The 21,805-nt window shown below is 72.1% G+C and carries 22 protein-coding genes and 1 tRNA gene; 13 read left to right on the top strand and 10 right to left on the bottom strand.

The features are described from left to right. Positions 1-3: 3 nt before the first annotated feature. On the bottom strand, positions 4-1,257 hold the full coding sequence (locus tag BR98_RS07915; RefSeq protein ID WP_051969427.1) for an FUSC family protein: 1,254 nt from the start codon (positions 1,255-1,257) through the stop codon (positions 4-6). Positions 1,258-1,476: 219 nt separating this feature from the next. On the opposite strand from BR98_RS07915, the gene BR98_RS07920 reads away from it, so the two are divergent. Beyond that, positions 1,477-2,430, top strand: a complete 954-nt coding sequence (locus tag BR98_RS07920) for a 1-phosphofructokinase family hexose kinase (RefSeq protein ID WP_232247280.1) — start codon at positions 1,477-1,479, stop codon at positions 2,428-2,430. A gap of 78 nt (positions 2,431-2,508) precedes the next feature. After that, positions 2,509-2,781 (top strand): hypothetical protein, encoded by a 273-nt coding sequence (locus tag BR98_RS40160; RefSeq protein ID WP_035841368.1) that lies wholly within the window; start codon positions 2,509-2,511, stop codon positions 2,779-2,781. Between the two features lie 35 nt (positions 2,782-2,816). Here the strand turns inward: BR98_RS40160 and BR98_RS07930 are convergent, their stop codons facing one another. Continuing rightward, the gene (locus BR98_RS07930; RefSeq protein ID WP_035841370.1) at positions 2,817-3,092 is read right to left on the bottom strand and encodes a type II toxin-antitoxin system RelE family toxin; all 276 of its coding nucleotides are present in this window, start codon (positions 3,090-3,092) and stop codon (positions 2,817-2,819) included. After that, on the bottom strand, positions 3,089-3,376 hold the full coding sequence (locus BR98_RS07935; RefSeq protein WP_035841371.1) for a type II toxin-antitoxin system Phd/YefM family antitoxin: 288 nt from the start codon (positions 3,374-3,376) through the stop codon (positions 3,089-3,091). Before BR98_RS07935 ends, BR98_RS07930 begins: the two co-directional genes overlap by 4 nt. Positions 3,377-3,525: 149 nt before the next feature. Here BR98_RS07935 and pip point away from each other — a divergent pair, with 149 nt between their 5' ends. Beyond that, positions 3,526-4,488: a prolyl aminopeptidase gene (gene pip, locus BR98_RS07940; protein WP_035841374.1), complete on the top strand. Its 963-nt coding sequence runs from the start codon at positions 3,526-3,528 to the stop codon at positions 4,486-4,488. A 22-nt stretch (positions 4,489-4,510) separates the two neighbouring features. Here the strand turns inward: pip and BR98_RS36115 are convergent, their stop codons facing one another. Beyond that, positions 4,511-4,969, bottom strand: a complete 459-nt coding sequence (locus tag BR98_RS36115; RefSeq protein ID WP_051969428.1) for an ATP-binding protein — start codon at positions 4,967-4,969, stop codon at positions 4,511-4,513. A gap of 146 nt (positions 4,970-5,115) precedes the next feature. On the opposite strand from BR98_RS36115, the gene BR98_RS07950 reads away from it, so the two are divergent. The 6 genes from BR98_RS07950 (at position 5,116) to BR98_RS07975 (ending at position 12,486) form a co-directional block, all read left to right on the top strand. Further along, positions 5,116-6,462 carry a hypothetical protein gene (locus tag BR98_RS07950; RefSeq protein WP_035841376.1) on the top strand — a complete coding sequence of 449 codons (1,347 nt, stop codon included), beginning with the start codon at positions 5,116-5,118 and terminating at the stop codon, positions 6,460-6,462. A 144-nt stretch (positions 6,463-6,606) separates the two neighbouring features. After that, the gene (locus tag BR98_RS07955; RefSeq protein ID WP_035841378.1) at positions 6,607-7,077 is read left to right on the top strand and encodes a hypothetical protein; all 471 of its coding nucleotides are present in this window, start codon (positions 6,607-6,609) and stop codon (positions 7,075-7,077) included. A 114-nt stretch (positions 7,078-7,191) separates the two neighbouring features. After that, a complete protein-coding gene (locus tag BR98_RS07960; RefSeq protein ID WP_035841380.1) occupies positions 7,192-8,130 on the top strand; it encodes a hypothetical protein in 939 nt (312 codons plus the stop codon). Positions 8,131-8,283: 153 nt separating this feature from the next. Further along, positions 8,284-9,525 carry a permease gene (locus BR98_RS07965; protein WP_083976131.1) on the top strand — a complete coding sequence of 414 codons (1,242 nt, stop codon included), beginning with the start codon at positions 8,284-8,286 and terminating at the stop codon, positions 9,523-9,525. A gap of 25 nt (positions 9,526-9,550) precedes the next feature. Then, positions 9,551-10,723 (top strand): winged helix DNA-binding domain-containing protein, encoded by a 1,173-nt coding sequence (locus BR98_RS07970; protein ID WP_035841382.1) that lies wholly within the window; start codon positions 9,551-9,553, stop codon positions 10,721-10,723. A gap of 134 nt (positions 10,724-10,857) precedes the next feature. Then, positions 10,858-12,486, top strand: coding sequence for a glycoside hydrolase family 27 protein (locus BR98_RS07975; RefSeq protein ID WP_051969430.1), 1,629 nt, complete (start codon positions 10,858-10,860; stop codon positions 12,484-12,486). A 61-nt stretch (positions 12,487-12,547) separates the two neighbouring features. Here the strand turns inward: BR98_RS07975 and BR98_RS07980 are convergent. Then, positions 12,548-12,618 (bottom strand) — tRNA-Cys (locus BR98_RS07980). A 160-nt stretch (positions 12,619-12,778) separates the two neighbouring features. Here BR98_RS07980 and BR98_RS07985 point away from each other — a divergent pair. Continuing rightward, complete coding sequence (locus BR98_RS07985) at positions 12,779-13,633, top strand: oxidoreductase (RefSeq protein WP_035841384.1); 855 nt, start codon at positions 12,779-12,781, stop codon at positions 13,631-13,633. A 21-nt stretch (positions 13,634-13,654) separates the two neighbouring features. Here the strand turns inward: BR98_RS07985 and thrS are convergent, their stop codons facing one another. Then, positions 13,655-14,872 carry a threonine--tRNA ligase gene (gene thrS / locus BR98_RS07990; RefSeq protein WP_035843540.1) on the bottom strand — a complete coding sequence of 406 codons (1,218 nt, stop codon included), beginning with the start codon at positions 14,870-14,872 and terminating at the stop codon, positions 13,655-13,657. A 365-nt stretch (positions 14,873-15,237) separates the two neighbouring features. Between thrS and BR98_RS07995 the strand changes: the two genes are divergently transcribed. Beyond that, on the top strand, positions 15,238-16,026 hold the full coding sequence (locus tag BR98_RS07995) for an LPXTG cell wall anchor domain-containing protein (RefSeq protein WP_232247281.1): 789 nt from the start codon (positions 15,238-15,240) through the stop codon (positions 16,024-16,026). A gap of 72 nt (positions 16,027-16,098) precedes the next feature. Here the strand turns inward: BR98_RS07995 and BR98_RS08000 are convergent, their stop codons facing one another. The 4 genes from BR98_RS08000 to BR98_RS08015 form a co-directional block, all read right to left on the bottom strand. Then, the gene (locus BR98_RS08000; RefSeq protein WP_035841388.1) at positions 16,099-16,989 is read right to left on the bottom strand and encodes a LysR family transcriptional regulator; all 891 of its coding nucleotides are present in this window, start codon (positions 16,987-16,989) and stop codon (positions 16,099-16,101) included. 252 nt (positions 16,990-17,241) lie between these two features. Next, positions 17,242-18,153 (bottom strand): GlxA family transcriptional regulator, encoded by a 912-nt coding sequence (locus BR98_RS08005; protein WP_035841390.1) that lies wholly within the window; start codon positions 18,151-18,153, stop codon positions 17,242-17,244. Positions 18,154-18,169: 16 nt separating this feature from the next. Next, entirely contained in the window at positions 18,170-18,754 is a 585-nt protein-coding gene (locus BR98_RS08010) for a cysteine hydrolase family protein (RefSeq protein ID WP_035843542.1), read from the bottom strand. Between the two features lie 82 nt (positions 18,755-18,836). Next, entirely contained in the window at positions 18,837-19,436 is a 600-nt protein-coding gene (locus BR98_RS08015; RefSeq protein WP_083976132.1) for a DinB family protein, read from the bottom strand. Between the two features lie 174 nt (positions 19,437-19,610). Between BR98_RS08015 and BR98_RS08020 the strand changes: the two genes are divergently transcribed. Together BR98_RS08020 and BR98_RS08025 are read left to right on the top strand one after the other, a co-directional pair. Further along, on the top strand, positions 19,611-20,378 hold the full coding sequence (locus BR98_RS08020; protein ID WP_035841392.1) for a 3-hydroxybutyrate dehydrogenase: 768 nt from the start codon (positions 19,611-19,613) through the stop codon (positions 20,376-20,378). A 43-nt stretch (positions 20,379-20,421) separates the two neighbouring features. After that, on the top strand, positions 20,422-21,798 hold the full coding sequence (locus BR98_RS08025; RefSeq protein WP_035841394.1) for an MFS transporter: 1,377 nt from the start codon (positions 20,422-20,424) through the stop codon (positions 21,796-21,798). The last annotated feature ends 7 nt before the right edge of the window (positions 21,799-21,805 follow it).

The raw sequence follows: 21,805 nt of genomic DNA on the forward strand, positions 1-21,805 counted from the left end.
CCGTCACTCCCCCCGCCGCCCTGCCAGGGCGTCGTGGGCGGCGGCGGCTTCACGGTGGACGGGGGCCAGGGGGGCGGTCGGGGCTGTGGGCGTGGGGGGCGGGGGTGGGGCGCTGGTGCGGATGGCGGTGGCGAGGGCGCGCAGTTCCGTGCTGGCAGCGGTGACCTCCGCCGCCGTGGGCCGCGCAGCACCCTGGGCCGCGCGGACGGCGGCTGCCGTGGCGGCGTCGATCACCCGTTCCACCGCGACCAACAGCGGCCACCAGGCGGCGGCGTGGGCGCCCATCGGGGGTGGTTCGCCGAGGGCGCGTTGGAACTCGGTGCGCATGCCGGCCAGGTCGCGGTAGAGGCGGCGGCGCAGCCGGGTCCGGGTGGCTGGGACCGGGCTCGGGGTGGCGAAGGCGCAGTCGATGTACCGGGCGGTGTCGTCCACCGCGTCCGCCAGCTGCGCGCCGACCCGGGAGTGCCAGCTCTCCGGCCACAGCGCGTACCCGGCGACCAGGACGATCGCGCAGCCGATCAGGCTGTCCACCAGGCGGGGTACCAGCAGCCCGACGCCCTGGTGGCTGAGCAGGTCGGAGAAGATCAGGATCAGCGGGGTGATCACCGCCGTCTGCAGGCCGAAGCTGCTCCGCGAGACGATCGGCAGCGAGGCCGCCAGCGCGGCCACCGCCGGCACCTCCCACCAGCCGCGCGGCACCACCTCCAGGATCGCGGCCGCCACCACCAGGCCTGCCGCCGTGCCGACCGCGCGCAGCACGGCGCGTGAGAAGACCGAACCGAAGTCGGGCTTGAGGACGAAGGTGACGGTGAGCGGCACCCAGTACGAGCGCGGCACCGCGACGGTGGAGACCAGTGCCTGTGCGAGCCCCATGCAGAGCGCCAGCCGCAGGCCGTACCGCCAGGAGTCCCCGGAGGCCAGCACCTCGCGGGCGGACGCCATGAAGCGCACCCGCAGTGCGCCGGGCGCGGTGACGTACTGGATGCCTTCGCGCTTCCCCGCGAGCACCTCGCGCACGTGCAGCAGTGCGGCGACGGCGGCCCGGGCGGCAGGAGTGGCGGGGGTCGCGGGGGTCGCGGGAGTGGCCGGCTCGACCAACCCCGCCGGCCTCGGCGTACCCGCCCCGCCGGCCACCCCACCGGCCACCCCATCGCCCGCCCCACCGCCCGCCACCGTGTCCGCGATCTGCCGCACCTGCGCGGCGAGTTCCGCGCGCAGCGGCCCGCCCTCCGCGTGCACCGCCGGCGCCGCCTCCACCAGCGGGGTGAGCGCGTTGAGCAGCGCGATCAGCCTGCCGTCTCGCCTCCCGCCTCGCCTGCCGACTCGCCGTCGTTCCTCGTGTTCATCGCCTGATCCTCACCCGCCGAGCCCGGCCCACCGAGGAGGCACGGTCGACACACCCGCCATTGCGCAAATCAGCGTGAAACTGCTATCAAATACGCAGAATCGATCAATCTAGAGTCCCTGGAGCCCACGTTGGCCGCCCCCGCCGCGATCCTCACCGTCACCCTCAATGCGGCGCTCGACGTCACCTACCAGGTGCCCGGCGTCCAACTGCACCGCAGCAACCGGGTCGCGGCCGTGACCACCCGAGCTGGCGGCAAGGGCGTCAACGTGGCGCAGGTGCTGCGCCGGCTCGGACGACCGACCGTGGTCGCCGGACTGGTCGGCGGCACGGCGGGCGCGACGCTGCGGGCGGACCTGGCCGCGTCCGAGGCGTCCGCCACCCCGCTCACCGACGCGCTGCTGACCATCCGCGCCGAGACCCGCCGGACCATCGCCGTGGTCGACCCGGTGGCCGCCGACGTGACCATGTTCAACGAGCCCGGACCTGCCGTCAGCCCCGCCGAGTGGTCGGCCTTCCAGGCGCACTACGCCCGCCTGCTCGACCAGGGCTGCGCCGCCGTGGCCCTCTCCGGCAGCCTGCCGGCCGGCCTCCCGGTGGACGCCTACGCCACCCTCGTCGCGCTCGCCCGGGACCGCGGCATCCCGGTCCTGCTCGACACCTCGGCGCCCTGGCTGCTCCCCGCCCTCGCGGCCGGGCCCGATCTGATCAAGCCCAACCTGGACGAGCTCCGCGAGGCCACTGGCCTGACCGATCCGCAGCAGGCCGCCGAGGCGCTGCTCGTACGCGGGGCCCGGGCGGTGATCGCCTCGCTCGGCGCGGACGGGCTGCTCGCCGTCACCCCCGAGGGCAGCTGGCGGGCCACCCCGCCCGAGCAGCTCACCGGCAACCCGACCGGCGCCGGCGACTCGGCGGTGGCCGCACTCACGGCCGGCCAGGTCGACGGTTCGCCCTGGCCGGAGCGGCTCGCCGAGGCCGTCGCGCTCTCGGCGGCGACGGTACTGAGCCCGCTGGCGGGGACGTACGACGAGGCGGCGTACCGGGCGCTGCTCCCCCGGGTCGTGGTGACGGCCGCCGGGGCGTGATCCACGGTTCCGCCGAGAGCTTGCCGCTCTTCCCCAACCGGTGATCGTGCAGGCAGAGTCGCCGGCAGGAGACTTCTGATGCTGGGTGGTACCGAGTTCGTCGGCCGATTGCCCTGGCGGCTGGCCCGAATCGCCCGAATCTGGATCCCGCCGGGCGAGCTGTACGACACCATGCACCAGGGCGACGTCAGCAAGGCGCTGGCAACAGGCCTGCGCTGCCGCCCGATCGAGGAAACGGTCACGGACACCTGGGCCTGGCAGCGGCAGTTGCCGGGCGGGGCACCGGAGGGCACCGAGAACTCGCCGACGGGGATCAGCGCGGAACTGGAGGCGAAGCTGCTGAAGGGGTGACACACGGTGGCACACCCAACAGGACCGGTCACCGATCAGGTGCGGTAGGCGCTGCGCCGGTGGCGGACGGCGATGATCTCGACCGTGTGCTTGGCCTCGTTGATCTCGTAGAGAATGCGGTAGGTCCCGCGCCGGGCGCTGTACAGACCGTCATAGGGCTCATCGAGCGGCTTGCCCACCCGGTGTGGATTGACGGCGATGGCCCCGGTAATCGTCTCGTATGCCGCCGCAGCCACTTCCTCGGGCAGCTCCTCGGCCAGCGCACACCGGGCGGCGGCCGTGAACCGGATCTCCCAACGCTCGGCGCTCACGCGGCGTTCGTCTTCTTCCCGAGGCGTGCGGCCATCAACTGGGCCATCTCGTCTCCGGTGGTGTGCTCGTCGGGATTCTCCTTGGCCTCCTTGATATCGCGCACGAGGTCAGGATCGGCGAGGACGGCCATGGTCTCCATCATCGACTCGTACTGCGCCACGGACATGATCACGACCGAGGGGCGGCCGTTCCTGGTCAGGGTGAACTCGTCGTGCTCACGTTCAGCACGGTCGGCCAGCTCGGCGATACGGCCCTTGGCTTCGGTGATCGGAATGGTCTCCATAGTGGCCAGCTTAACGACCGGTCCGAATTACGGCCATTATAAGGTACTGCGGATACTCCGGCTCCTACTGGGAGGAAATCGGGAGACCTCCTCCAAGTCGCCGATTAGTCTGGCGAGTTCGTTCTCGCGCCTGCCAGGAGGAGACTGCCATGGACCAGCTGTTCACCCGGATTCCCCCGTACGACCACGGCCTGCTCGATGTCGGCGACGGCAACCGGATCTACTGGGATGTCAGCGGCAATCCCGAGGGGAAACCGGTCCTGTCCGTGCACGGTGGCCCCGGCGGTGGAGGGCGCCGAGGCGGCACGACCACGGTCTTCGATCCCGAGGTGTACCGGGTCATCCGGTACGACCAGCGCAACTGCGGCGAGAGCCTGCCGCATGCCGCCGACCCGGCGGTGAGCCTCGAACACAACACCACCGAGCACCTGATCGCCGACATGGAACGGCTGCGTGAGCACCTCGGCATCGAGCGCTGGATGTTGTTCGGCGGCTCCTGGGGCCCGACGCTGATCCTCGCCTATGCCGAGCGATATCCCGAGCGGGTGTCCGAGATCGTCCTCGTCAGTCTCATGCTGAGCCGGCCGGAGGAGATCAACTGGCTCTACCGCGACCTGGGCTGGCTGCTCCCCGGGCCCTGGGAGGCGTTCCGCGACGCGCTGCCGGAGGCGGACCGGGGCGGCAACCTGCTGGCAGCCTACGACCGGCTGCTGAGCAGCCCGGACGAGGCAGTCCGGCTGAAGGCGGCCCGTGACTGGTGCACCTGGGAGGATGCGGTGATCGCCCATGAGGCGCTCGGCCACCCTGGTGCCTACAGCGACCGGCCGGACGACGCGCTGGTGGCCCTCGCCCGGATCTGCGCCCACTACTTCTCCAACAACGCCTGGCTGGAGGACGGGCAACTGCTGCGCGACGCCCACCGGCTGGCCGGCATCCCGGGTGTGCTGATCCATGGCCGGCTCGACCTGGGCTGTCCCCTGAAAAGCGCGTGGGAGCTGGCGAAGGCTTGGCCCGACGCCGAATTGAAGGTGGTCGACGAGTCGGGGCACACAGGCAGCCCTGCGATGACGCAGGCGGTCCTGGAAACCATCGCACGGTTCGCCAAGAACTGACGGGTCGGCAGGACGAAGCTGCCTAGCCGCGCCGCCGGCTCGCGCCTGCCGTCACCGGGTCGCGCCAGACCGGGGCATCGGCGGTGTCGGCGGCGAAGGCGAAGTGGACGACCTTGCCGGCGGCCGTCGGCTCCCAGCCCCAGCTGCCGGCCAGGGCTGCCACCAGTGCGAGGCCGCGCCCGGAGGGCAGTTCGTCGCCGGCCGCGAGCAGCACGGGCGCGCGGCAGGACCGGTCGACCACCTCCACCCGGAGCTGGTCGCCGGTCCAACGGACCGTCACCCGGCAGTCGCCGCCCGCGTGTTCGAGGGCGTTGGTGACCACCTCGCTGGCGCAGAGCCGCAAGTCCGCCAAGGCGTCGCGGGAGAGTGGCACACCCCAGCGCTGGGCCACCGCGACAATCCGGTCACGGGCCCTGCGCACCGCGTCCACACCGGCGGTGACGTGGAATTCGTCCCGGAGGGGACGGTACTCGCGCTCCATCTCGGCATCTCCTCGACGATCAGGGGGGCGGCCGAGCCTACGTGTGCCGCCCCCCACGACTGATACACAGTCAATCGACTTACGCCAAAGAAGAGAACGGTCCATGCTGGACGGAGTCGTGAATGACGTGAATCAGCGGGGGAGCTATGACACGCACGCCGAACAGACAGTTGAGCGCTCTACTGGCCGAGGCCCACTGGGGCAATGACCAACTGGCCCGCGCGGTCAACCGCATCGGCCGGGATGCCGGCCTGGAACTGACCTACGACCACTCCTCGGTCTCGCACTGGCTCAGGGGCGTCCGACCGAGGGCGGCCGTCCGGCCGGTGATCGCGGAGGCCTTCGCCCGCCGGCTCGGCCGGCCGGTGACCTCGCAGCAGGCCGGCTTCGGCCCGGCTCCCGCCGGCACGGAGGACGGCGGGGAACTGGGCGGGCTGGCCGACCTGGTGCGCAACGACATGGATCCGTCCCGGCGCAGCATGCTCGCCGCCGGGCTCTACTCCGCTGCGTTACTGGTGCCCGGCTACAGCGAGCTCGCGCAGCGCCTGGACAGCGCGCGCCAGGAGGTCCGCGCCGGGCGGACGGTACGGATCGGAGAGAGCGAGGTGGAGACGGTCCGCGCGATGACCGAGCGGATCGCGGGGATCCTGGACGAGCTCGGCGGCGGCCACGCACGTCCGATGAGCGCCGCCTTCCTGGCCAACACCGTGATGCCGTGGCTGACCGCCGACGGCACCGCGCAGGTCAAGAAGTCGATGCTGGCGGCCGCCTCCGACCTGGTCTACCTGACCGGCTGGATGGCGATGTACGAACGGGCCCACGGCCTGGGGCAGCAGTACTTCAGCGAGGCGCTGACGCTGGCTCAGGACAGCCAGGACCATGTGACGTACTGCCGCACCCTGCGCGGCATGGCGCTGCAGGCGGCCAACCTGGGCTACGGGCCACGGGCGCTGGAGTACGCGGACGCGGCCGCCGAGTGCGCGCCGGCCGCCGGGCCCCGGCTGACGGCCTTCCTGCGCGGCCAGCAGGCGCACGGCGCGGCCCTGGTGCAGGACCAGCGGCTCGCCTTCGCCCGGCTCAACCAGACCGAGGCGGCGCTCGCCAAGGCCGACGGGCGCAACGACGCGGTGGGCGGCTACGACTGGGCGGCCTACCACTTCCACGTCAGCAGCGTGCTGTACGCGCTCGGCGACCTACCGGGCTCGATCAAGGCGATGCGCCAGTCCAACCGGGTCCGCCCGGCCAACGAGCGCCAGGGGCGGCTGCACGCCAACGGGGTGCTGGCGACCCGTCAGTGGGAGCTCGGCCACATAGAGGCCGCCGCCGGCACCTGGGGCGAGTTCCTGGACGACTACGCGGCGCTGTCCACGGCGCGCGGCGACGAGCACTTCGACGTCCTGCGGCGCAGCGTCACCACCCAACCGGGCAGCCGGGTGGTCCGCCGGCTGGGCGAGCGAGTGGGGGAGGTGGCCCGACAGAAGGCGGCGGCGTAGTCGGCGGCGGCGTAGTCGGCGGGGGTGCAGTCGGCGGGGGTGCAGTCGGCGGGGGTGCAGTCGACTGGGCACTCCCTCCCGTGCGGGTACCCTAGGGGGGTACGGGTACAGTGGCCGGCAGAGATCGGCACGGGAGGGGAATCGGTGAGCGGGCACGGCGCGACAGCGAGGCGGGCGGGGGCCCGGCTACTGCTGCTCTGCGCCGTGCTGGTCGGGCTGTTCCTGATGCACGGCGCCCCGGCGACCGCCGTCGGTGGCTGCCACGACGGCGCGCGTACCGTCAGCATGCCCAGCCACGCGATGCACCCGGCCGAGCCGGTGGCCGCGCCGGTCCCCGACCCGATGACCGAGCCGATGGCCGAGCGCCTCTCCCCGGCCGCCACGCACGCCACCGCGAATGCCGCAGCGCACGCTCCGGCGCACGGCGGGAGCTGCCTGGCCACCCAGGCCCGCAGCAGCGTCCCGCTCCCTGTCGCGGCGGCTGTCGCGGCAGTCCTGGTACTGCAGATCGGTGTGCCGAGGCCGAGGCTCGGCCTCGGCCGCCGCGCCCGGCGCCGGGGACCGCCCGACAGCGGGCGACAACTCCTGCTCCAGGTCTGCGTAGCGCGGAACTAGGCCGACACCTCCCGGGCCCCGGATCTCCGGTGGCCCGGCACGGTGTCCTGCTCACTTCGCGCCGCGCCCCGGACAGCCCCTGGCGGCGGCGCGCACCTGGAAAGTAGCCCCAGCATGTCCGCGTTCTCCCGTTCCCGCCGCACCCTCGCCGCCGTCGCCGGCGCCGCAGCCCTCGCGCTGGCGCTCACCGCCTGCGGCTCCTCGTCCATGAACATGGATTCGCACTCCGGGACCATGGACTCGCACTCCCCCAGCGCGATGCCGTCCATGCCCTCCATGCCCTCCATGTCCACCATGCCCGGCATGGGTTCCGCCACCAGCGACGGCCTCGCCGACGCCCAGGACGGCTACCGCCTCAGCGGCCTGCCCGACACTCTCCCGGCCGGCCAGGGAGCCGCGCTGAGGTTCTCCATCACCGCCCCCGACGGCAGGCCGCTCACCGACTTCGCCGTCGAGCAGACCCAGCGCCTGCACTTCTACGCGATCCGCTCGGACCTGACCGGCTTCCAGCACCTCCACCCCACCCTGGCCGGCGACGGCAGCGGCGGCTGGACCGCGCAGTTGGCCGCGCCCGAGGCCGGGACCTGGCGGTTCTACGCCTCCTTCACACCGGACAGCGGCCCGGGCAAGGGCCGGGCGTACGTGTTGAGCCGCACCGCGACCGTCCCCGGTCCGCAGTCCGAGGTCCCGCTGCCCGCGCCCGCCGGCAGTGCGACCACCCCGGACGGCTACACGGTGACGGCCACCGTCCCGGGCGGGCGGCTGATGGCGGGGATGGCGCACGAGTTGACCGTCACCGTCAGCAAGGACGGCCAACCGGTCACGGACCTCCAGCCGTACCTGGAGACGTACGCGCACCTGACCGCCTTCCACGCGGGCGACCAGGCCTTCGCCCATCTGCACCCGGAGACCACGGCGACCGGGGAGCGCGGCGGCCCGACGCTGACCTTCCACGCCGAGTTGGCCGAGCCCGGTGACTGGCGACTGTTCCTGCAGTTCCAGACGGCCGGTCAGCTGCACACGGCCGCGTTGACGCTGAACGCGGCGGGCTGAGCCGCAGGGTGGTCCGGGGGCGCCGTCGCGTCCGGCGCCCCCGGGACTCCCGGACCACCTGGATCACTCCGACGCCGAAGCCGGAATACCCCCAGGGGGTATATGGTTGGCCAGGTCGTTCACCCACCACCGAGGAAAGCGGAGGTCGAGGCCATGTCCGCGATTCGACACGCACTCGCCATCACCGGATCGATGACCTGGGAGATCACCTGGGCGCTGATCCTGGGCTTCACCCTCTCCGCGGTGGTCCAGGCCGTGGTGCGCAAGTCCACCATCGTCCGCCTGCTCGGCGACGACCGGCCGCGCACCCTGGGCAACGCCGCGCTGCTCGGCGCCGCTTCCTCCTCCTGCTCCTACGCGGCGGTGGCGCTGGCCCGCTCGCTCTTCCGCAAGGGCGCCGACTTCACCGCGGCGATGGCCTTCGAGATCGCCTCCACCAACCTGGTGGTCGAACTCGGGGTGATCCTGGCGCTGCTGATGGGGTGGCAGTTCACGGCGGCCGAGTTCGTCGGCGGACCGATCATGATCCTGGTGCTCGCGGTGCTCTTCCGGCTGCTGCTGCGGTCCAAGCTGCTGCGCGAGGCCCGCGAGCAGGCCGACCGGGGGCTCGCCGGGTCGATGGAGGGGCATGCCGCGATGGACATGGCGGTCGGGGGCGAGGGCTCGTTCCGCCGCCGGCTGCTCTCCCGGGCGGGCTTCACCGCCACCTCGCACGTCTTCGTGATGGAGTGGACGGCGATCCTCAAGGACTTGGTGGCGGGCCTGTTCATCGCGGGCGCGATCGCCGCCTGGGTGCCGGAAAGCTTCTGGCACGCCTTCTTCTTCGAGGGCCACCCACTGGCCAGCAAGATCTGGGGGCCGCTGGTCGGGCCGCTGGTGGCGGTGGTCTCCTTCGTCTGCTCGATCGGCAACGTGCCGCTGGCGGTGGTGCTCTGGAAGGGCGGGATCAGCTTCGGCGGGGTGGTCTCGTTCATCTTCGCGGACCTGCTGATCCTGCCGATCCTCAACATCTACCGGAAGTACTACGGGCTGCGGATGGCCGCCTTCCTGGCCGGCACCTTCTACCTGGCGATGGTGGCGGCCGGGTACCTGGTGGAGATCGTCTTCGGCGGACTGGGGCTGGTGCCGAGCGAGCGGGACGCGGTGATCCCGATGGAGGGGATCAGCTGGAACTACACCACCTGGCTGAACATCGCCTTCCTGCTGCTGGCCCTGGTGCTGGTGGTGCGGTTCCTGCGGACCGGCGGGCCGGCGATGCTGCGGATGATGGGCGGCTCACCGGACGCGGAGCAGCACGACCACGGCCACGGCCACGGCCACGGCCACCAGCACGACCACCAGCACGATGAGCACGATGAGCACCACGGTAACCACGGCCACCAGCACGGCTCCTGACACTCCGTCCGGCTACGCTCCCCCCATGACACCCCCAGTGATCACCGACGCGCAACGCCGAGCCCGGCTCGGCCGGCGGCACCTGCTGCAGCCGGCCGGCCGGGCCGCCACAGTGGAGCAGGTCGCCGATGCCGTGGTGGGCCTGCACGCCACCGACGCGGCGACGGTCTACCTCTCCGCCTGCGCCCGGCTCGCCGAGCCCTCGGCGGCGGAGGTGGAGCGCGCGCTCTACCAGGACGTCACGCTGGTGAAGCTGCTCTCGATGCGGCGCACCATCTTCGCCGTCACCGAGGAGTTCGCGCCGTACGTCAGCTCCTCCACGGCCCGGGCGATCGCGATGAAGGAGCGGGCCACCCTGGTCAAGCACCTGCTCGCGCACGCCGAGGGCTGGGACGAGGCGCGGCTGGCCGCGACCGAGCGCGCGGTGCTGGCCGCGCTGGCTGCCCGGGGTGAGGCGACCACCGCCGAACTGTCCAAGGACGTACCGGCGTTGCGCGAGACCATGCTGATGTCGGCGGGCAAGGCGTACGAGGGTCGGCAGAGCGTGGGCAGTCGGCTGCTGCGACTGCTGGCCTCGGACGGGCATGTCCGCCGCTGCCGGCCCCGCGGATCCTGGCTGAGCAGCAGCTACCCATGGGCGCTGGTGCCGCAGTGGCCGGACGTGCCGGCGCGCGAGGCCAAGGCCGAGGTGGTCCGCCGCTGGCTCGCCCGCTACGCGCCGGCCACCGAGGCGGACGTGAAGTGGTGGACGGGCTGGACGCTCGGCGACACCCGCAAGGCGCTGGCCGATCTGGCCGTGGCCGAGGTCCGGTTGGAGGACGGAACCAGCGCTCTGGTGCTGCCTGGTGACGTCGAGTCGGCCGAACCCGAGCAGCAGTCCTGGGCCGCGCTGCTGCCGGCCCTGGATCCGACGGTGATGGGCTGGCGGGGTCGGGACTGGTACCTGCGACCGGAGGACGTGCCCGCGCTCTTCGACCGGGCGGGCAATGCCGGTCCGACCGTCTGGTGGAACGGCCGGGTGGTGGGCGGCTGGGCGCAGCGCGCGGACGGTGAACTGGTCTGGCGGCTGTTCTCCGAGCCGGGCGCCGAGGCGCGGGCGGCGATCGGTGTCGAGGCGGAGCGACTGGCCGGCTGGCTGGGCGAGGTCCGGGTGACGCCGCGCTTCCGCACCCCGCTGGAGCGCGAGCTGGTGAGCTGAGTAGCCGGCGATACCGAACGCATTCAAACAGAACAGCCGACCCCTACCTGCTTCTTGACGCTCAGTCTAAACAGGAGTTCCCTATTTCCAACAGATTGGCTCATGCTGACCTCACCCCCACCCAGGGAGCGTTCATGCAGGTTCGCCAGGCGACCAGGTCCCTCCTGCGTCGACCACTCGGACGGCGTCGGGCCGCCGCCCTCACCGTCCTCGCGCTGCTGGTACCCATCGCCCCCGCCGTCGCACTGGCCACCGCGCCGGCCGCCGTGGCGCTGGACAACTCGCTCGCCACCACCCCGCAGTTGGGCTTCAACGACTGGAACGCGTACGGCTGCGACGTCTCCGAGGCACTGATCAAGTCCACCGCCCAGGCCATGCACACCAACGGCATGCAGGCGGCGGGCTACTCCTACGTCAACATCGACGACTGCTGGATGACCAAGACCCGCGACGCGAGCGGTGCCTTGGTCCCCGACCCGGTCAAGTTCCCCGACGGCATCACCGGCACCGCGGCCTATGTGCACTCGCTGGGCCTGAAGTTGGGGATCTACGAGGACGCGGGCAGCGCCACCTGCGCCGGCTACCCCGGCAGCCTCGGGCACGAGACCCAGGACGCCAACTCCTTCGCCGCCTGGGGCGTCGACTACCTGAAGTACGACAACTGCAACAACCAGGGCCTGCCCGCGCAGCCCCGGTACACCGCGATGCGCGACGCGCTGAAGGCGACCGGGCGTCCGATCCTGTACAGCCTCTGCAACTGGGGTGACGAGTCGCCCTGGCTCTGGGGATCCGGGGTCGGCAACTCCTGGCGCACCACCGGTGACATCAACGCCAGTTACAACAGCATGCTCTCCATCTTCCACGCCAACGTGGGCCTGGGCACCTACGCGGGCCCCGGGCACTGGAACGACCCGGACATGCTGGAGGTGGGCAACGGTATGTCCGCCACCGAGGACCGCAGCGAGTTCAGCCTCTGGGCCGAGATGGCGGCGCCGCTGATCTCCGGCACCAACATCGCGGCCGCGAGCGCCGACACGCTCGCCACCCTGACCAACTCCCGGGTCATCGCGGTCGACCAGGACTCCCTCGGCCAGCAGGGCCACCTGGTCTCCAGCACCGGCGGCCTGGACGTGCTGGCCAAGCCGCTGGCCAACGGGGACGTCGCCGTTACGCTGTTCAACGAGAACAACTCGCCGGCCACGATCAGCACCAGTGCCGCCGCCATCGGCAAGACGGGCGCGGCCGGTTACGGCCTGCTCGACCTGTGGAGCGGGGCCGGCAGCAGCACCACCGGTGCGATCAGCGCCTCGGTCCCGGCGCACGGCACCGTGATGTACCGGGTCTCGGGCGGCAACGCCGGTACCGTGAACGCGGGTTCGCTGGCGGCCCTCGGCTCCGGGAAGTGCCTGGACGTCCCGCGGGGCTCCACCACTCGCGGTGCGCAGCTGGAGATCTGGACCTGCAACGGCGGCACCGGCCAGGTCTTCACCCGCACCGCGGCCAACCAGGCGACCGTTTACGACGGTTCCTCGACGCTCTGCCTGGACGCCTACAACAACCAGACCACGGCGGGCACCAAGGTGGAGACCTGGAGCTGCAACGGACAGACCAACCAGCAGTGGCAGTTCAACGCCAACGGCACCATCACCGGTGTCCAGTCCGGCCTCTGCCTGGACGTGACCGGCGGCAGCGTGGCCAACGGGGCGCTGCTTGAGCTGTGGCCCTGCAACGGCGGCAGCAACCAGCAGTGGGCGCTGAGCTGACGCAGTCCCCGCGCGCGGGCCGGTCGACCCCGAGGTTCGACCGGCCCGCTGTGCTGTGCGGAGGTGGAGATAGGACTCGAACCCATGTACACGGCGTTGCGGGCCGCTGCCTCGCCGCTCGGCCACTCCACCCGGCGACATGTTGCTGCTGTCGATCATGCCGCACACCGCCCTGGTAGGGCGCCCGGCCGCGCCGCCCTTCACCCGCTCAGTCGTACCAGGTCGACCGGACCCCCGACCGAAAGGCCCGTGTACGCTCGGTCGAAAACCTGTTGATCTGATGGAGATTCAGATGACTGACAGTCAGGTGCCCGACTCCGCCCGCCGCTGGCTGATCACCGGCGCCAACAGCGGCTTCGGTGCCGCCTTCGCCCGAGCCGCGCTCGCCGCCGGAGACGTCGTGATCGCGGGTGTGCGCCGGCCGGAGAGCATCGCGGCGCTCCTCGAGGAGTTCCCCGGGCGGATCTCGGCCGTCCGGCTCGACGTGACCGACGCCGAACAGTGCCAACTGGCCGTCAAGAGCGCGATCGAGCAGTACGGCCGGATCGACGTGCTGGTCAACAACGCGGGCTACGGCCTGGTCGGCGCAGTCGAGGAGACCAGCGAGGAGGAGCTGCGCGCGATCCTGGAGGTGATGTTCTTCGGGGCGCTGCGACTGACCCGCCTGGTGCTGCCGCACATGCGCGCCCGGCGCAGCGGCACCATCGTGCAGGTGAGCAGCATGGGCGGGTTCATGTCCTTCCCGGGCGTGGGCGCCTACAGTGCCGCCAAGGGCGCGCTGGAGCTGGCCACCGAGGCGCTGGCCGGGGAGGTCGCGCCGCTCGGGATCCGCACCCTGATCCTCGAACCCGGCGCCTTCCGCACCGAGTTCGCCGGCCCCTCGCTACACGGCGCGACGGTGATCGAGGACTACGAGCCCACCGTCGGCGCGGTGCGCAGCGGCCTGGCCGCCAGCCATGGCGAGCAGGCGGGCGACCCGGCCAAGGCCGCAGCCGCCCTGATCGCCGCGCTGGAGCTGCCCGAACCGCCGCTGCGCCTGGCGCTCGGCGCGGATGCGGTGGGTGCCATCCGCGCCAAGCTGGCCACCGTCGCCGCCGAGCTGGACCGGACGGCCCAGCTCAGCGGCAGCACGGCCTTCGACGCCTGAGCTTCGACCTGTCGGTGCTGGTCACCGCACCCACAGCTCGGTGCTCTGCTCCGCCACCAACGCGCCGATCCGGGACAGGACTTCGGCCGCGGGCCGTGGGTCGAGGCGGCGGCCGTCGCGCAGGCGCAGTGCGACCTGCTCGGCGGCCGCCTCCTTGGGGCCGATCACCGCCTGGTACGGGACCAGCCGGGCGGCCCGGATCCTGGCGCCCAGGCTGCCGTCCTGCGCGCCGAGCAGCTCGACCCGCAGGTCCTGCTCGCGGGCCTGCCGCAGCAGGGCCTCGGCCTGCGGCAGTTGCTCCTCCGAGACCGGCAGGATCGCCAGTTGGGTGGGCGCGAGCCAGGCCGGGAAGGCCCCGCCGTGCTGCTCGATCAGCTGCGCCACCGCCCGTTCCACGCTGCCGATGATGCTGCGGTGCACCATGACCGGGCGGTGCTTGGCGCCGTCCGGGCCGATGTAGTGCAGGTCGAACTGCGCCGGCTGGTGGAAGTCGACCTGGACGGTGGAGAGGGTGGACTCGCGGCCGGTGCTGTCGGCGATCTGGACGTCGATCTTCGGCCCGTAGAACGCCGCCTCGCCCGCCACCGCCTGGTACTCGATGCCCAGTTCCTCCAGCACCTCGACCAGCAGCGCGGCCGAGCGGCGCCACAGCTCGGGGTCGGCCACGTACTTGCCGCCCTCCCCCGGCAGGGAGAGACGGTAGCGGACCGGCTCGATGCCGAGCGCGCGGTAGGCCCGCCGGATCAACTCCAGTGCACCGCGTGCCTCCTCGGCCACCTGCTCGACGGTGCAGAAGATGTGCGCGTCGTTCAGCTGGATCGACCGCACCCTGGTCAGGCCGCCCAGCACGCCGGACCGCTCGGACCGGTACATTCCTCCCAACTCGGCGATCCGCAACGGTAGTTCGCGGTAGCTGTGGGAGCGAGAGCGGTACATCAGCGCATGGTGCGGGCACAGGCTCGGCCGCAGCACCAGCTCGTCCTCGCCCATCTCCATGGGTGGGAACATGTCCTCGCTGTAGTGCGACCAGTGGCCGGAGATCTCGTACAGCTCGCGTTTGCCCAGCACCGGCGAGTACACATGGCGGTAGCCGGCCCGGCGCTCCTCGCGCCGGATGTACTCCTCCAGGCTGTGCCGGATCGCCGCGCCGTCGGGCAGCCAGTACGGCAGGCCCGCGCCGATCAGCGGGTCGGTGTCGAACAGGCCGAGCTCCCGGCCCAGCTTGCGGTGGTCGTTCACACGGCGGTCGTTCACGTCGTTCATGGCGTTCATGGCGTTCACGTCGTTCATGGCACTCATGGGGCTCTCCCTCACGGATGGTGAGGCGAACGCCCGCACAGCACGAAGCCCCGGGGCGTTCGCCCCGGGGCTTCGGACCAGATCAGCAGTCAGCGCGCCGGGACACTCTCCGGCGTCGTCGTCATGGCGATGGCAGCGCGCTTCATACCGATCACCGTACTGGGACGAGGCCGCCACGGGCAAGCATCGAGAAATGTGACCGACCCGGCCTCGTAACGGGATCGTGACCGCTGTACCTTGCCGACCAGCCTGAAGCCGCGCTCAGGCCCCCTGCCCCATCTCCAATGGACAGCGAAGTGGTCCTCATGCGCATATCCCTGCCCGTCCGGGCCGCCGTCACCATGGCCGCGGCGGCCCTGACGGTCGTTCCGTTCGCCGCGCCCGCCCTGGCCGCGGGCGGTAGTACGTACACGGTGCCGCTGCACCAGCCCACCCCGATCACCGCCAGTGGGTTCGGCGAGCACGGCAACTGCCCCGGCATCTCCGCCAACCAGGACGGCTGGCACTTCGTGCTGCCGACCAACTCCACCGACTTCGTGAAGCTGACGGTCACCTTCCAGCCCGGCGGCCAGCAGGTCATCACCACCTTCGGTCCGCCGTCCGACAAGCACGCCTACGTCGCCTCGGCGCCCGGTGCCACGCTCACCTCGGCAACCGCCGAGGTGAAGGGCGGCGAGGTCTCCTGGTTCAACCTCTCGCACACCTGCCCGGCGACGGGGACCACCACCCCCAGCCCCACGCCGAGCCCGTCGCAGAGCACCACCAAGCCCCCGACGCCGACCCCGTCGGTGAGTGAGACCTCCGGGTCGAAGTCGCCGTCCTCGACCAGCCCGTCGGCCGGCGCCTCGGTCTCCACCAGCCCCTCGGCCGGCAGCTCGGTCACCGCCTCGCCCAGCGGCTCGGCCACCGTGGCCGGTGCGTCCGGTGCTGCGGGCAGCCCGTCCGCCTCGACCACCGTCGCTGCCGGCGCCGGCTCCGGCAGCCTCGCCTCCACCGGCGCCAACGTCATCGCCCCCGCCCTGGCCGGCCTCCTGCTGGTCGGCGGCGGCACCTTCCTGGCCATGCGCCGCCGCAAGGGCGCCCACCAGGCCTGAACCCGCGCCTGAACCCGCGCCTGAACAGGTCGACGGCGGCGGAGCCCACGCCGGGCTCCGCCGCCGTCGGTGTCACGGTGCCGACTGGGTCCGCTCCACCAGCTGCGCGAACTCGCGGGCCAGCGGACTGAGTGCGTCCCACTGGCGGACCGCCCAGCCGACGGTGAGGGGTGGGAGGTGCGGGATCGGGACGAACCGCAGCGCGGGATGGTCGGCGGGGCGCCAGCCGGGGAGGGTGGGGACCACGGCGTGGCCGAGGCCGAGTTCGGCGAGCAGGATCGCGGTGTCCCAGTCGGCGACGCTGGTGGTGGCTCCCGGTTCGCCTGCGGGGTGGGCGAGTTGGCCGTCCAGGTGGGCGCGGCCCGCGGAGTTCTGCGGGAGCCGGATCGGCTGGACGCCGGCGAGGTCGGCGAGCTCCACGGTGCTGCGCCGGGCCAGCGGATCCTCGGCGTGCACGGCGAGCACCCAGGGCAGTGAGAGCACCGGGCGCTGCTCGATGCCCCGCGCGGCGGCGCCGATGGTGATCCAGGCGAGGTCGGCCTCCTGCGCGGCGAGCGCGTCGAAGCAGCCGCGACTGGACGTTTCGGTGCGGAACTCCAGGTCCACTTCGGGGAATTGGCGACGGAACCGGACCACGCCCGCAGACATGAAGTGCCGCACCGTGGTGGCACCGGTGGCGATCCGCACGGTGCCGCTCTCCCCGTCGCGCAGGTCGCGGAGCTGACGCAGCGCCAGGTCCAACTGCCCGATCCCCTGCGCGGCGGCGCGATGCAGGATGCGCCCGGCCTGGGTCGGGACCACGCCGCGCGGCCGGCGTTCCAGCAGGGTGAGCCCGAGCTCGGCCTCCAGCCGGCGGACGTGCTGACTGATCGCCGACTGGGTGCGGGAGAGGTCGCGGGCGACGGCGCTGAGGTTGCCGCTCTCGCAGGCGGCGACGAAGACGCGGAGGTCGTCGAGGGTCATGGATGCCACGGTAGCCCAAGCTTTCACTTGGGGATGTGGAAGGAAACCCGAGGATTGACTTGGGTATCCTGGTGCTGAACGATCGTCAGTGGACCGGGGCGGCAACCTGTCCGGGGAAGTGGCGGCGATCCGGGCCCGGACGACGACCGTGGTGGACGGGTGCCGCCCCCGGTCGGTAACCGGCGGGGAGGACGGCGCGGAGAAGAGTGGGAAGAACGGCGGGAAGCTGGCGCGGGCAGCGGCGCCCGCGCCTCAGTCGCTCTCCCGGGCTCGCAGCCGGCGCAGCATCCGGGCGTCCTGGAAGCCGACCGTACGGGCGGCGGCCTCGGCGGTGGCGCCCTGGGCGATCAGGTGCTCGGCGCGTTCGATCCGCAGTTCCTGCTGGTAGCGCAGCGGGGTCAGGCCGGTGGCGGCGGTGAAGCGGCGGGTGAGCGTGCGCTCACTCACCCCGACCGCGCCGGCCAGCTCGGCCAGGGCGAGGCGTTCGCCGTACCGGGCGTCGATCAGGTCCTGCGCGCGGTGCACCGCGTCCGAGAGGTGGGCGCGGTGCCGCAGCATCGCGCTGGCCTGCTGCTCGTCGCCGTTGCGGCGGGCGTAGACCACCATGGTGCGCGCCACCCGGGCGGCGTCGTAGGGGCCGTGGCGCACCGCGATCAGGTGCAGGGCCAGGTCGATGCCGCTGGCGATGCCGGCGGAGCTGACCACCCGGTCGTCCATCACGTAGAGCACGTCGCGCACCACGGTGGCGCGCGGGTAGCGCCGGGCGAGTTCGTCCTGCAGGTCGTGGTGGGTGGTGCAGCGCCGGCCGTCCAGCAGGCCGGCCCGGCCGAGCGCGTCGGCGCCCGCGCAGATGCTGGCCACGGTGCCGCCCGCCGCGTGATGGGCGGTCAGCCGGTCGAGGGTGGCGGCCGTCATTTCGCCGGCCTGGCGCAGTGTCCGGGACCGCCAGCCCGGCACCACCAGCAGGTCGTCCGGCCGCAGCTCGGGCCAGTCGGTCCGGGCTCGCAGCGTGACGCCCTGGGCGGTGGGTACGTCCTCCTGCTCGCTCACGTAGTCGATCTCGTAGCCGTGGCCCAGGTCGGCTGCGGCGGAGAAGACCTGGGCCGGTCCGGCGAGGTCGAGCAGGTGCAGCTGCGGCACCAGCAGGAAGAGCACCCGGGTCACGGCTTCGACACGCTCCTCACGATCCGGTCAGCTCCTTCACGGTGGCGATGCGGGCGAAGCGGCCCGCGAGCGCGTACTCGGTGCGGGCGATGATCTGGTCGGTGGACAGGGTACGCGGGTCGGCGAGGATCTCGTCCAGGCTGCGGCCGGCGGGGGCGTCCCAGTGCTCGATCGGGTGGGTGGCGGTGGCGTCGGTGACGAAGACCGTCTGGTAGCCGAGGTCGGAGCCGACCCGGGTGGTGGTCTCGCAGCACTGCTCGGTGCGGATGCCGCAGATCACCAGCTCGCGCACGCCGTGCACGGTGAGCAGCTGCTGCAGGTTGGTGGTGGTGAAGGCGTTGTGCGAGGTCTTGGTGACGACCGGCTCGCCGGCGGCGGGCTCGAGCCCCTCGATCGGGTGCACGAAGCCGAGCTCGGGGTCGAAGACCGTGCCGCTGCCGGGCTCGCTGTGCAGCACCCAGACCACCAGGTCGCCGTTGGCTCGGGCGGCCTCGACCAGGCGGTTCACCTGGGGGACGATCTCGGGGTTGGAGACCGCCGCCCAGTTGGGGCGGCGGCGGAAGGACTCCTGGACGTCGATGACGATCAGCGCGGTGTTCATGGACACCATGGTGGTCGCTCACGCGCTCCCGTCCAAGGCCCGATCGGGACCCGATGCGGAACGATCCGGTCACCGGTGACGGTCAGCCGACCCGGATGCCCGTCACGTCGAAGAGGTGGTGCACCGGGTCGTGGATGAAGTACTGGGCGAAGCTGGCCACGGTGAACCGCGCGCCGTCGCTGCGGTCGCCGGTGCGCTGCCACTGGTCCCCCGTCACCTGCTCGAAGGCCGCGGCCACCAGCTCCGCCGCCGCGGCCAGCTCGGACCCGACCACGGCCGGGTCCTGCTCGGCGTAGCGCTCGGCGAGGGCGGTCTCGTCCTGGTTCCAGTTGGCGAACAGCGGGCCGTCCTGGCTGAGCATCAGGTCAAGCCGGTGGGCGAAGAGACGGAAGACGTCGCGCACGTGGCAGGCGTACTCGACGGCCGACCAGGTGGCCGGGTCGGGGCGGCGGCGCAGCTCGGCCGGGTCGCCGGCCAGCAGGGCGGTCCAGGTGGCGGCGTTGGCGCGGACCAGGGCCGGAACGCCGGCCGGGTCGACGGCGGGGGTGTCGAGGCCGCAGTCGGGGCAGGCCTGCTCCAGCACCCAGGTCCAGTCCTTGGTGTCGGGGACGACTGCGTCGGGGGTGGTGGCGGCCGACTCGAAAGTGGTAGCGGTGGCGGCGGCGTTCTCAGCGGTGGTCATGGATCAAGGTTGCCCGCCGCCGCAGGGCGCTGACCAGCGGCGGGAATGCCACCCTTCATCAAGATCCCGCCAGTGCTCCCCGGCCGGCATGGCGGTCCGCACCATGCCGAAGTCGGCTGCTGTGGCTGCAGCCCACATGGGTCGGCCGGACCACGATCCCTACCGTTTCCGGCCATGGAGAGCACTCAGACATCAGCCCAGACCCTGGCCGGCCGCACCGCACTGGTCACCGGCGCGGCCGGCGGGATCGGCCGCGAGTGCGCCCGGGCCCTCGCGGGGGCGGGGGCCAAGGTGTACGTCGTGGACCTGGCCGCCGAGGCGGCGCGGGCGGTCGCGGACGAGATCGGCGGGACGGCGTACGTGGTCGACCTGTCCGACCCGGACGCGGTCGAGCAACTGCCGGCCGACGCCGACATCGTGGTCAACAACGCGGGCCTGCAACACGTCGCTCCGGTGCACGAGTTCCCGCCGGAGCGGTTCGCACTGATCCAGCGGGTGATGGTCGAGGCGCCGTTCCGGATCCTGCGCCGCACCCTGCCGCACATGTACCAGCGCGGCTGGGGGCGGGTGGTGAACCTCTCCTCGGTGCACGGCCTGCGGGCCAGTCCGTTCAAGGCCGCCTATGTGACCGCCAAGCACGGCCTGGAGGGGCTGAGCAAGGTGGTCGCGCTGGAGGGCGCCGCGTACGGGGTGACCAGCAACTGCGTCAATCCCGGCTACGTGCGCACGCCGCTGGTGGAGCGTCAGATCGCTGACCAAGCGCTTGCTCACGGCATCCCGGCGGCGGACGTGGTCGAGCAGGTGATGCTGGAGCGCAGCGCGATCAAGCGCCTGATCGAGCCGGCCGAGGTCGCCCAGGCCGTGCTCTGGCTCTGCTCACCGGCCGCCGGTTACGTCACCGGCACCTCGCTCACCATGGACGGCGGCTGGACGGCCCGCTGACCTTCCGTCAACCCACCCACCCCTCCCCCAGGACGGTTCACCCATGTCCAGATCGCTCACCCGCGTGGTCGGCGCCAGCCTGATCGGCACCACCGTCGAGTGGTACGACTACTTCCTCTACGGCACCGCGGCCGCCCTCGTCTTCGGCAAGGTCTTCTTCCCGCACAGCGACCCGCTCACCGGCACCCTGCTCTCCTTCCTCACCTACGCGATCGGTTTCGCCGCCCGTCCGCTCGGCGCCCTGGTCTTCGGCCACTTCGGCGACCGGATCGGGCGCAAGCGGCTGCTGGTGCTCAGCCTGCTGCTGATGGGCGGCGCCACCACGCTGATCGGCTGCCTGCCCACCTACAACCAGGTCGGCGTCCTGGCCCCGGTGCTGCTGACCTGTCTGCGACTGGTGCAGGGCTTCGCGTTGGGCGGCGAGTGGGGCGGCGCGGTGCTGCTGGTCTCGGAGCACGGCGACCAGCGCCGACGCGGGTTCTGGGCCTCCTGGCCGCAGGGCGGCGCGCCGGCCGGCAACCTGCTCGCGGCCGGTGTGCTCTCGCTGATGACGAGCGTCCAGTCGGACAGCGAGTTCCTCGCCTGGGGGTGGCGGGTGCCGTTCCTGCTCTCGGCGGTGCTGGTGATGGTGGGTCTGTGGATCCGGCTGAGCGTGGACGAGTCGCCGTTGTTCAAGCAGGCCCTGGCGGCGGCGCAGGCGCGCGAGGCGGCCGCCAAGGCTTCGCCGGCTTCGGCCGCGGAGAGCCTGCCGCTGGTCGCGGTGCTGCGCGAGCACTGGCGGGATGTGCTGGTCGCGATGGGCGCCCGGATGGCGGAGAACATCTCGTACTACGTGATGACCACGTTCGTCCTGGTCTACGCCGTCTCGCACGCCCACTTCCACAAGCAGAGCGCGCTCAACGCCGTGCTGATCGGCTCGGCGATCCAGTTCGCGCTGATCCCGCTGTTCGGCGCGCTCTCCGACCGGGTCGGGCGGCGGCCGGTCTACCTGGTCGGCGCGGTCGGCGTCGGCGTCTGGGCCTTCGTCTTCTTCGGCCTGGTGGACACCCACAGCTTCGGGCAGTTGGTGCTCGCGGTCACCGTCGGCCTGGTCTTCCACAGCGCGATGTACGCCCCGCAGGCGGCCTTCTTCTCGGAGCTGTTCGCGACCCGGATGCGCTACTCGGGCGCCTCGATCGGCGCCCAGTTCTCCTCGGTGGCGGCCGGCGCCCCGGCACCGCTGATCGCCACCGCGCTGCTGAAGGACTACGGCAACGCCACCCCGATCGCGCTGTACGTGGCGGCCGCGGCGGTGATCACGGTACTGGCGGTGATCTGCGCCAAGGAGACCCGCGGCCGGGACCTGGCCACGGTCGAGCGGCACTCGCCGGGCACCGGGAGCCCGCTGGTGGAGGGCGGACTGGCGGCGGCTGACGCCTGATCGGACG

The organism is Kitasatospora azatica KCTC 9699, assembly GCF_000744785.1.
GTDB lineage: Bacteria > Actinomycetota > Actinomycetes > Streptomycetales > Streptomycetaceae > Kitasatospora > Kitasatospora azatica.

Bases quoted from the DNA above. Each gene is read 5' to 3' on its own strand.
- BR98_RS40160 (WP_035841368.1), top strand. From the start codon at position 2,509: ATGCTGGGTGGTACCGAGTTCGTCGGCCGATTGCCCTGGCGGCTGGCC.
- BR98_RS07935 (WP_035841371.1), bottom strand. From the start codon at position 3,376: ATGGAGACCATTCCGATCACCGAAGCCAAGGGCCGTATCGCCGAGCTG.
- pip (WP_035841374.1), top strand. From the start codon at position 3,526: ATGGACCAGCTGTTCACCCGGATTCCCCCGTACGACCACGGCCTGCTC.
- BR98_RS36115 (WP_051969428.1), bottom strand. From the start codon at position 4,969: ATGGAGCGCGAGTACCGTCCCCTCCGGGACGAATTCCACGTCACCGCC.
- BR98_RS07950 (WP_035841376.1), top strand. From the start codon at position 5,116: ATGACACGCACGCCGAACAGACAGTTGAGCGCTCTACTGGCCGAGGCC.
- BR98_RS07960 (WP_035841380.1), top strand. From the start codon at position 7,192: ATGTCCGCGTTCTCCCGTTCCCGCCGCACCCTCGCCGCCGTCGCCGGC.
- BR98_RS07965 (WP_083976131.1), top strand. From the start codon at position 8,284: ATGTCCGCGATTCGACACGCACTCGCCATCACCGGATCGATGACCTGG.
- BR98_RS07970 (WP_035841382.1), top strand. From the start codon at position 9,551: ATGACACCCCCAGTGATCACCGACGCGCAACGCCGAGCCCGGCTCGGC.
- BR98_RS07975 (WP_051969430.1), top strand. From the start codon at position 10,858: ATGCAGGTTCGCCAGGCGACCAGGTCCCTCCTGCGTCGACCACTCGGA.
- BR98_RS07985 (WP_035841384.1), top strand. From the start codon at position 12,779: ATGACTGACAGTCAGGTGCCCGACTCCGCCCGCCGCTGGCTGATCACC.
- BR98_RS07995 (WP_232247281.1), top strand. From the start codon at position 15,238: ATGCGCATATCCCTGCCCGTCCGGGCCGCCGTCACCATGGCCGCGGCG.
- BR98_RS08000 (WP_035841388.1), bottom strand. From the start codon at position 16,989: ATGACCCTCGACGACCTCCGCGTCTTCGTCGCCGCCTGCGAGAGCGGC.
- BR98_RS08010 (WP_035843542.1), bottom strand. From the start codon at position 18,754: ATGAACACCGCGCTGATCGTCATCGACGTCCAGGAGTCCTTCCGCCGC.
- BR98_RS08015 (WP_083976132.1), bottom strand. From the start codon at position 19,436: ATGACCACCGCTGAGAACGCCGCCGCCACCGCTACCACTTTCGAGTCG.
- BR98_RS08020 (WP_035841392.1), top strand. From the start codon at position 19,611: ATGGAGAGCACTCAGACATCAGCCCAGACCCTGGCCGGCCGCACCGCA.
- BR98_RS08025 (WP_035841394.1), top strand. From the start codon at position 20,422: ATGTCCAGATCGCTCACCCGCGTGGTCGGCGCCAGCCTGATCGGCACC.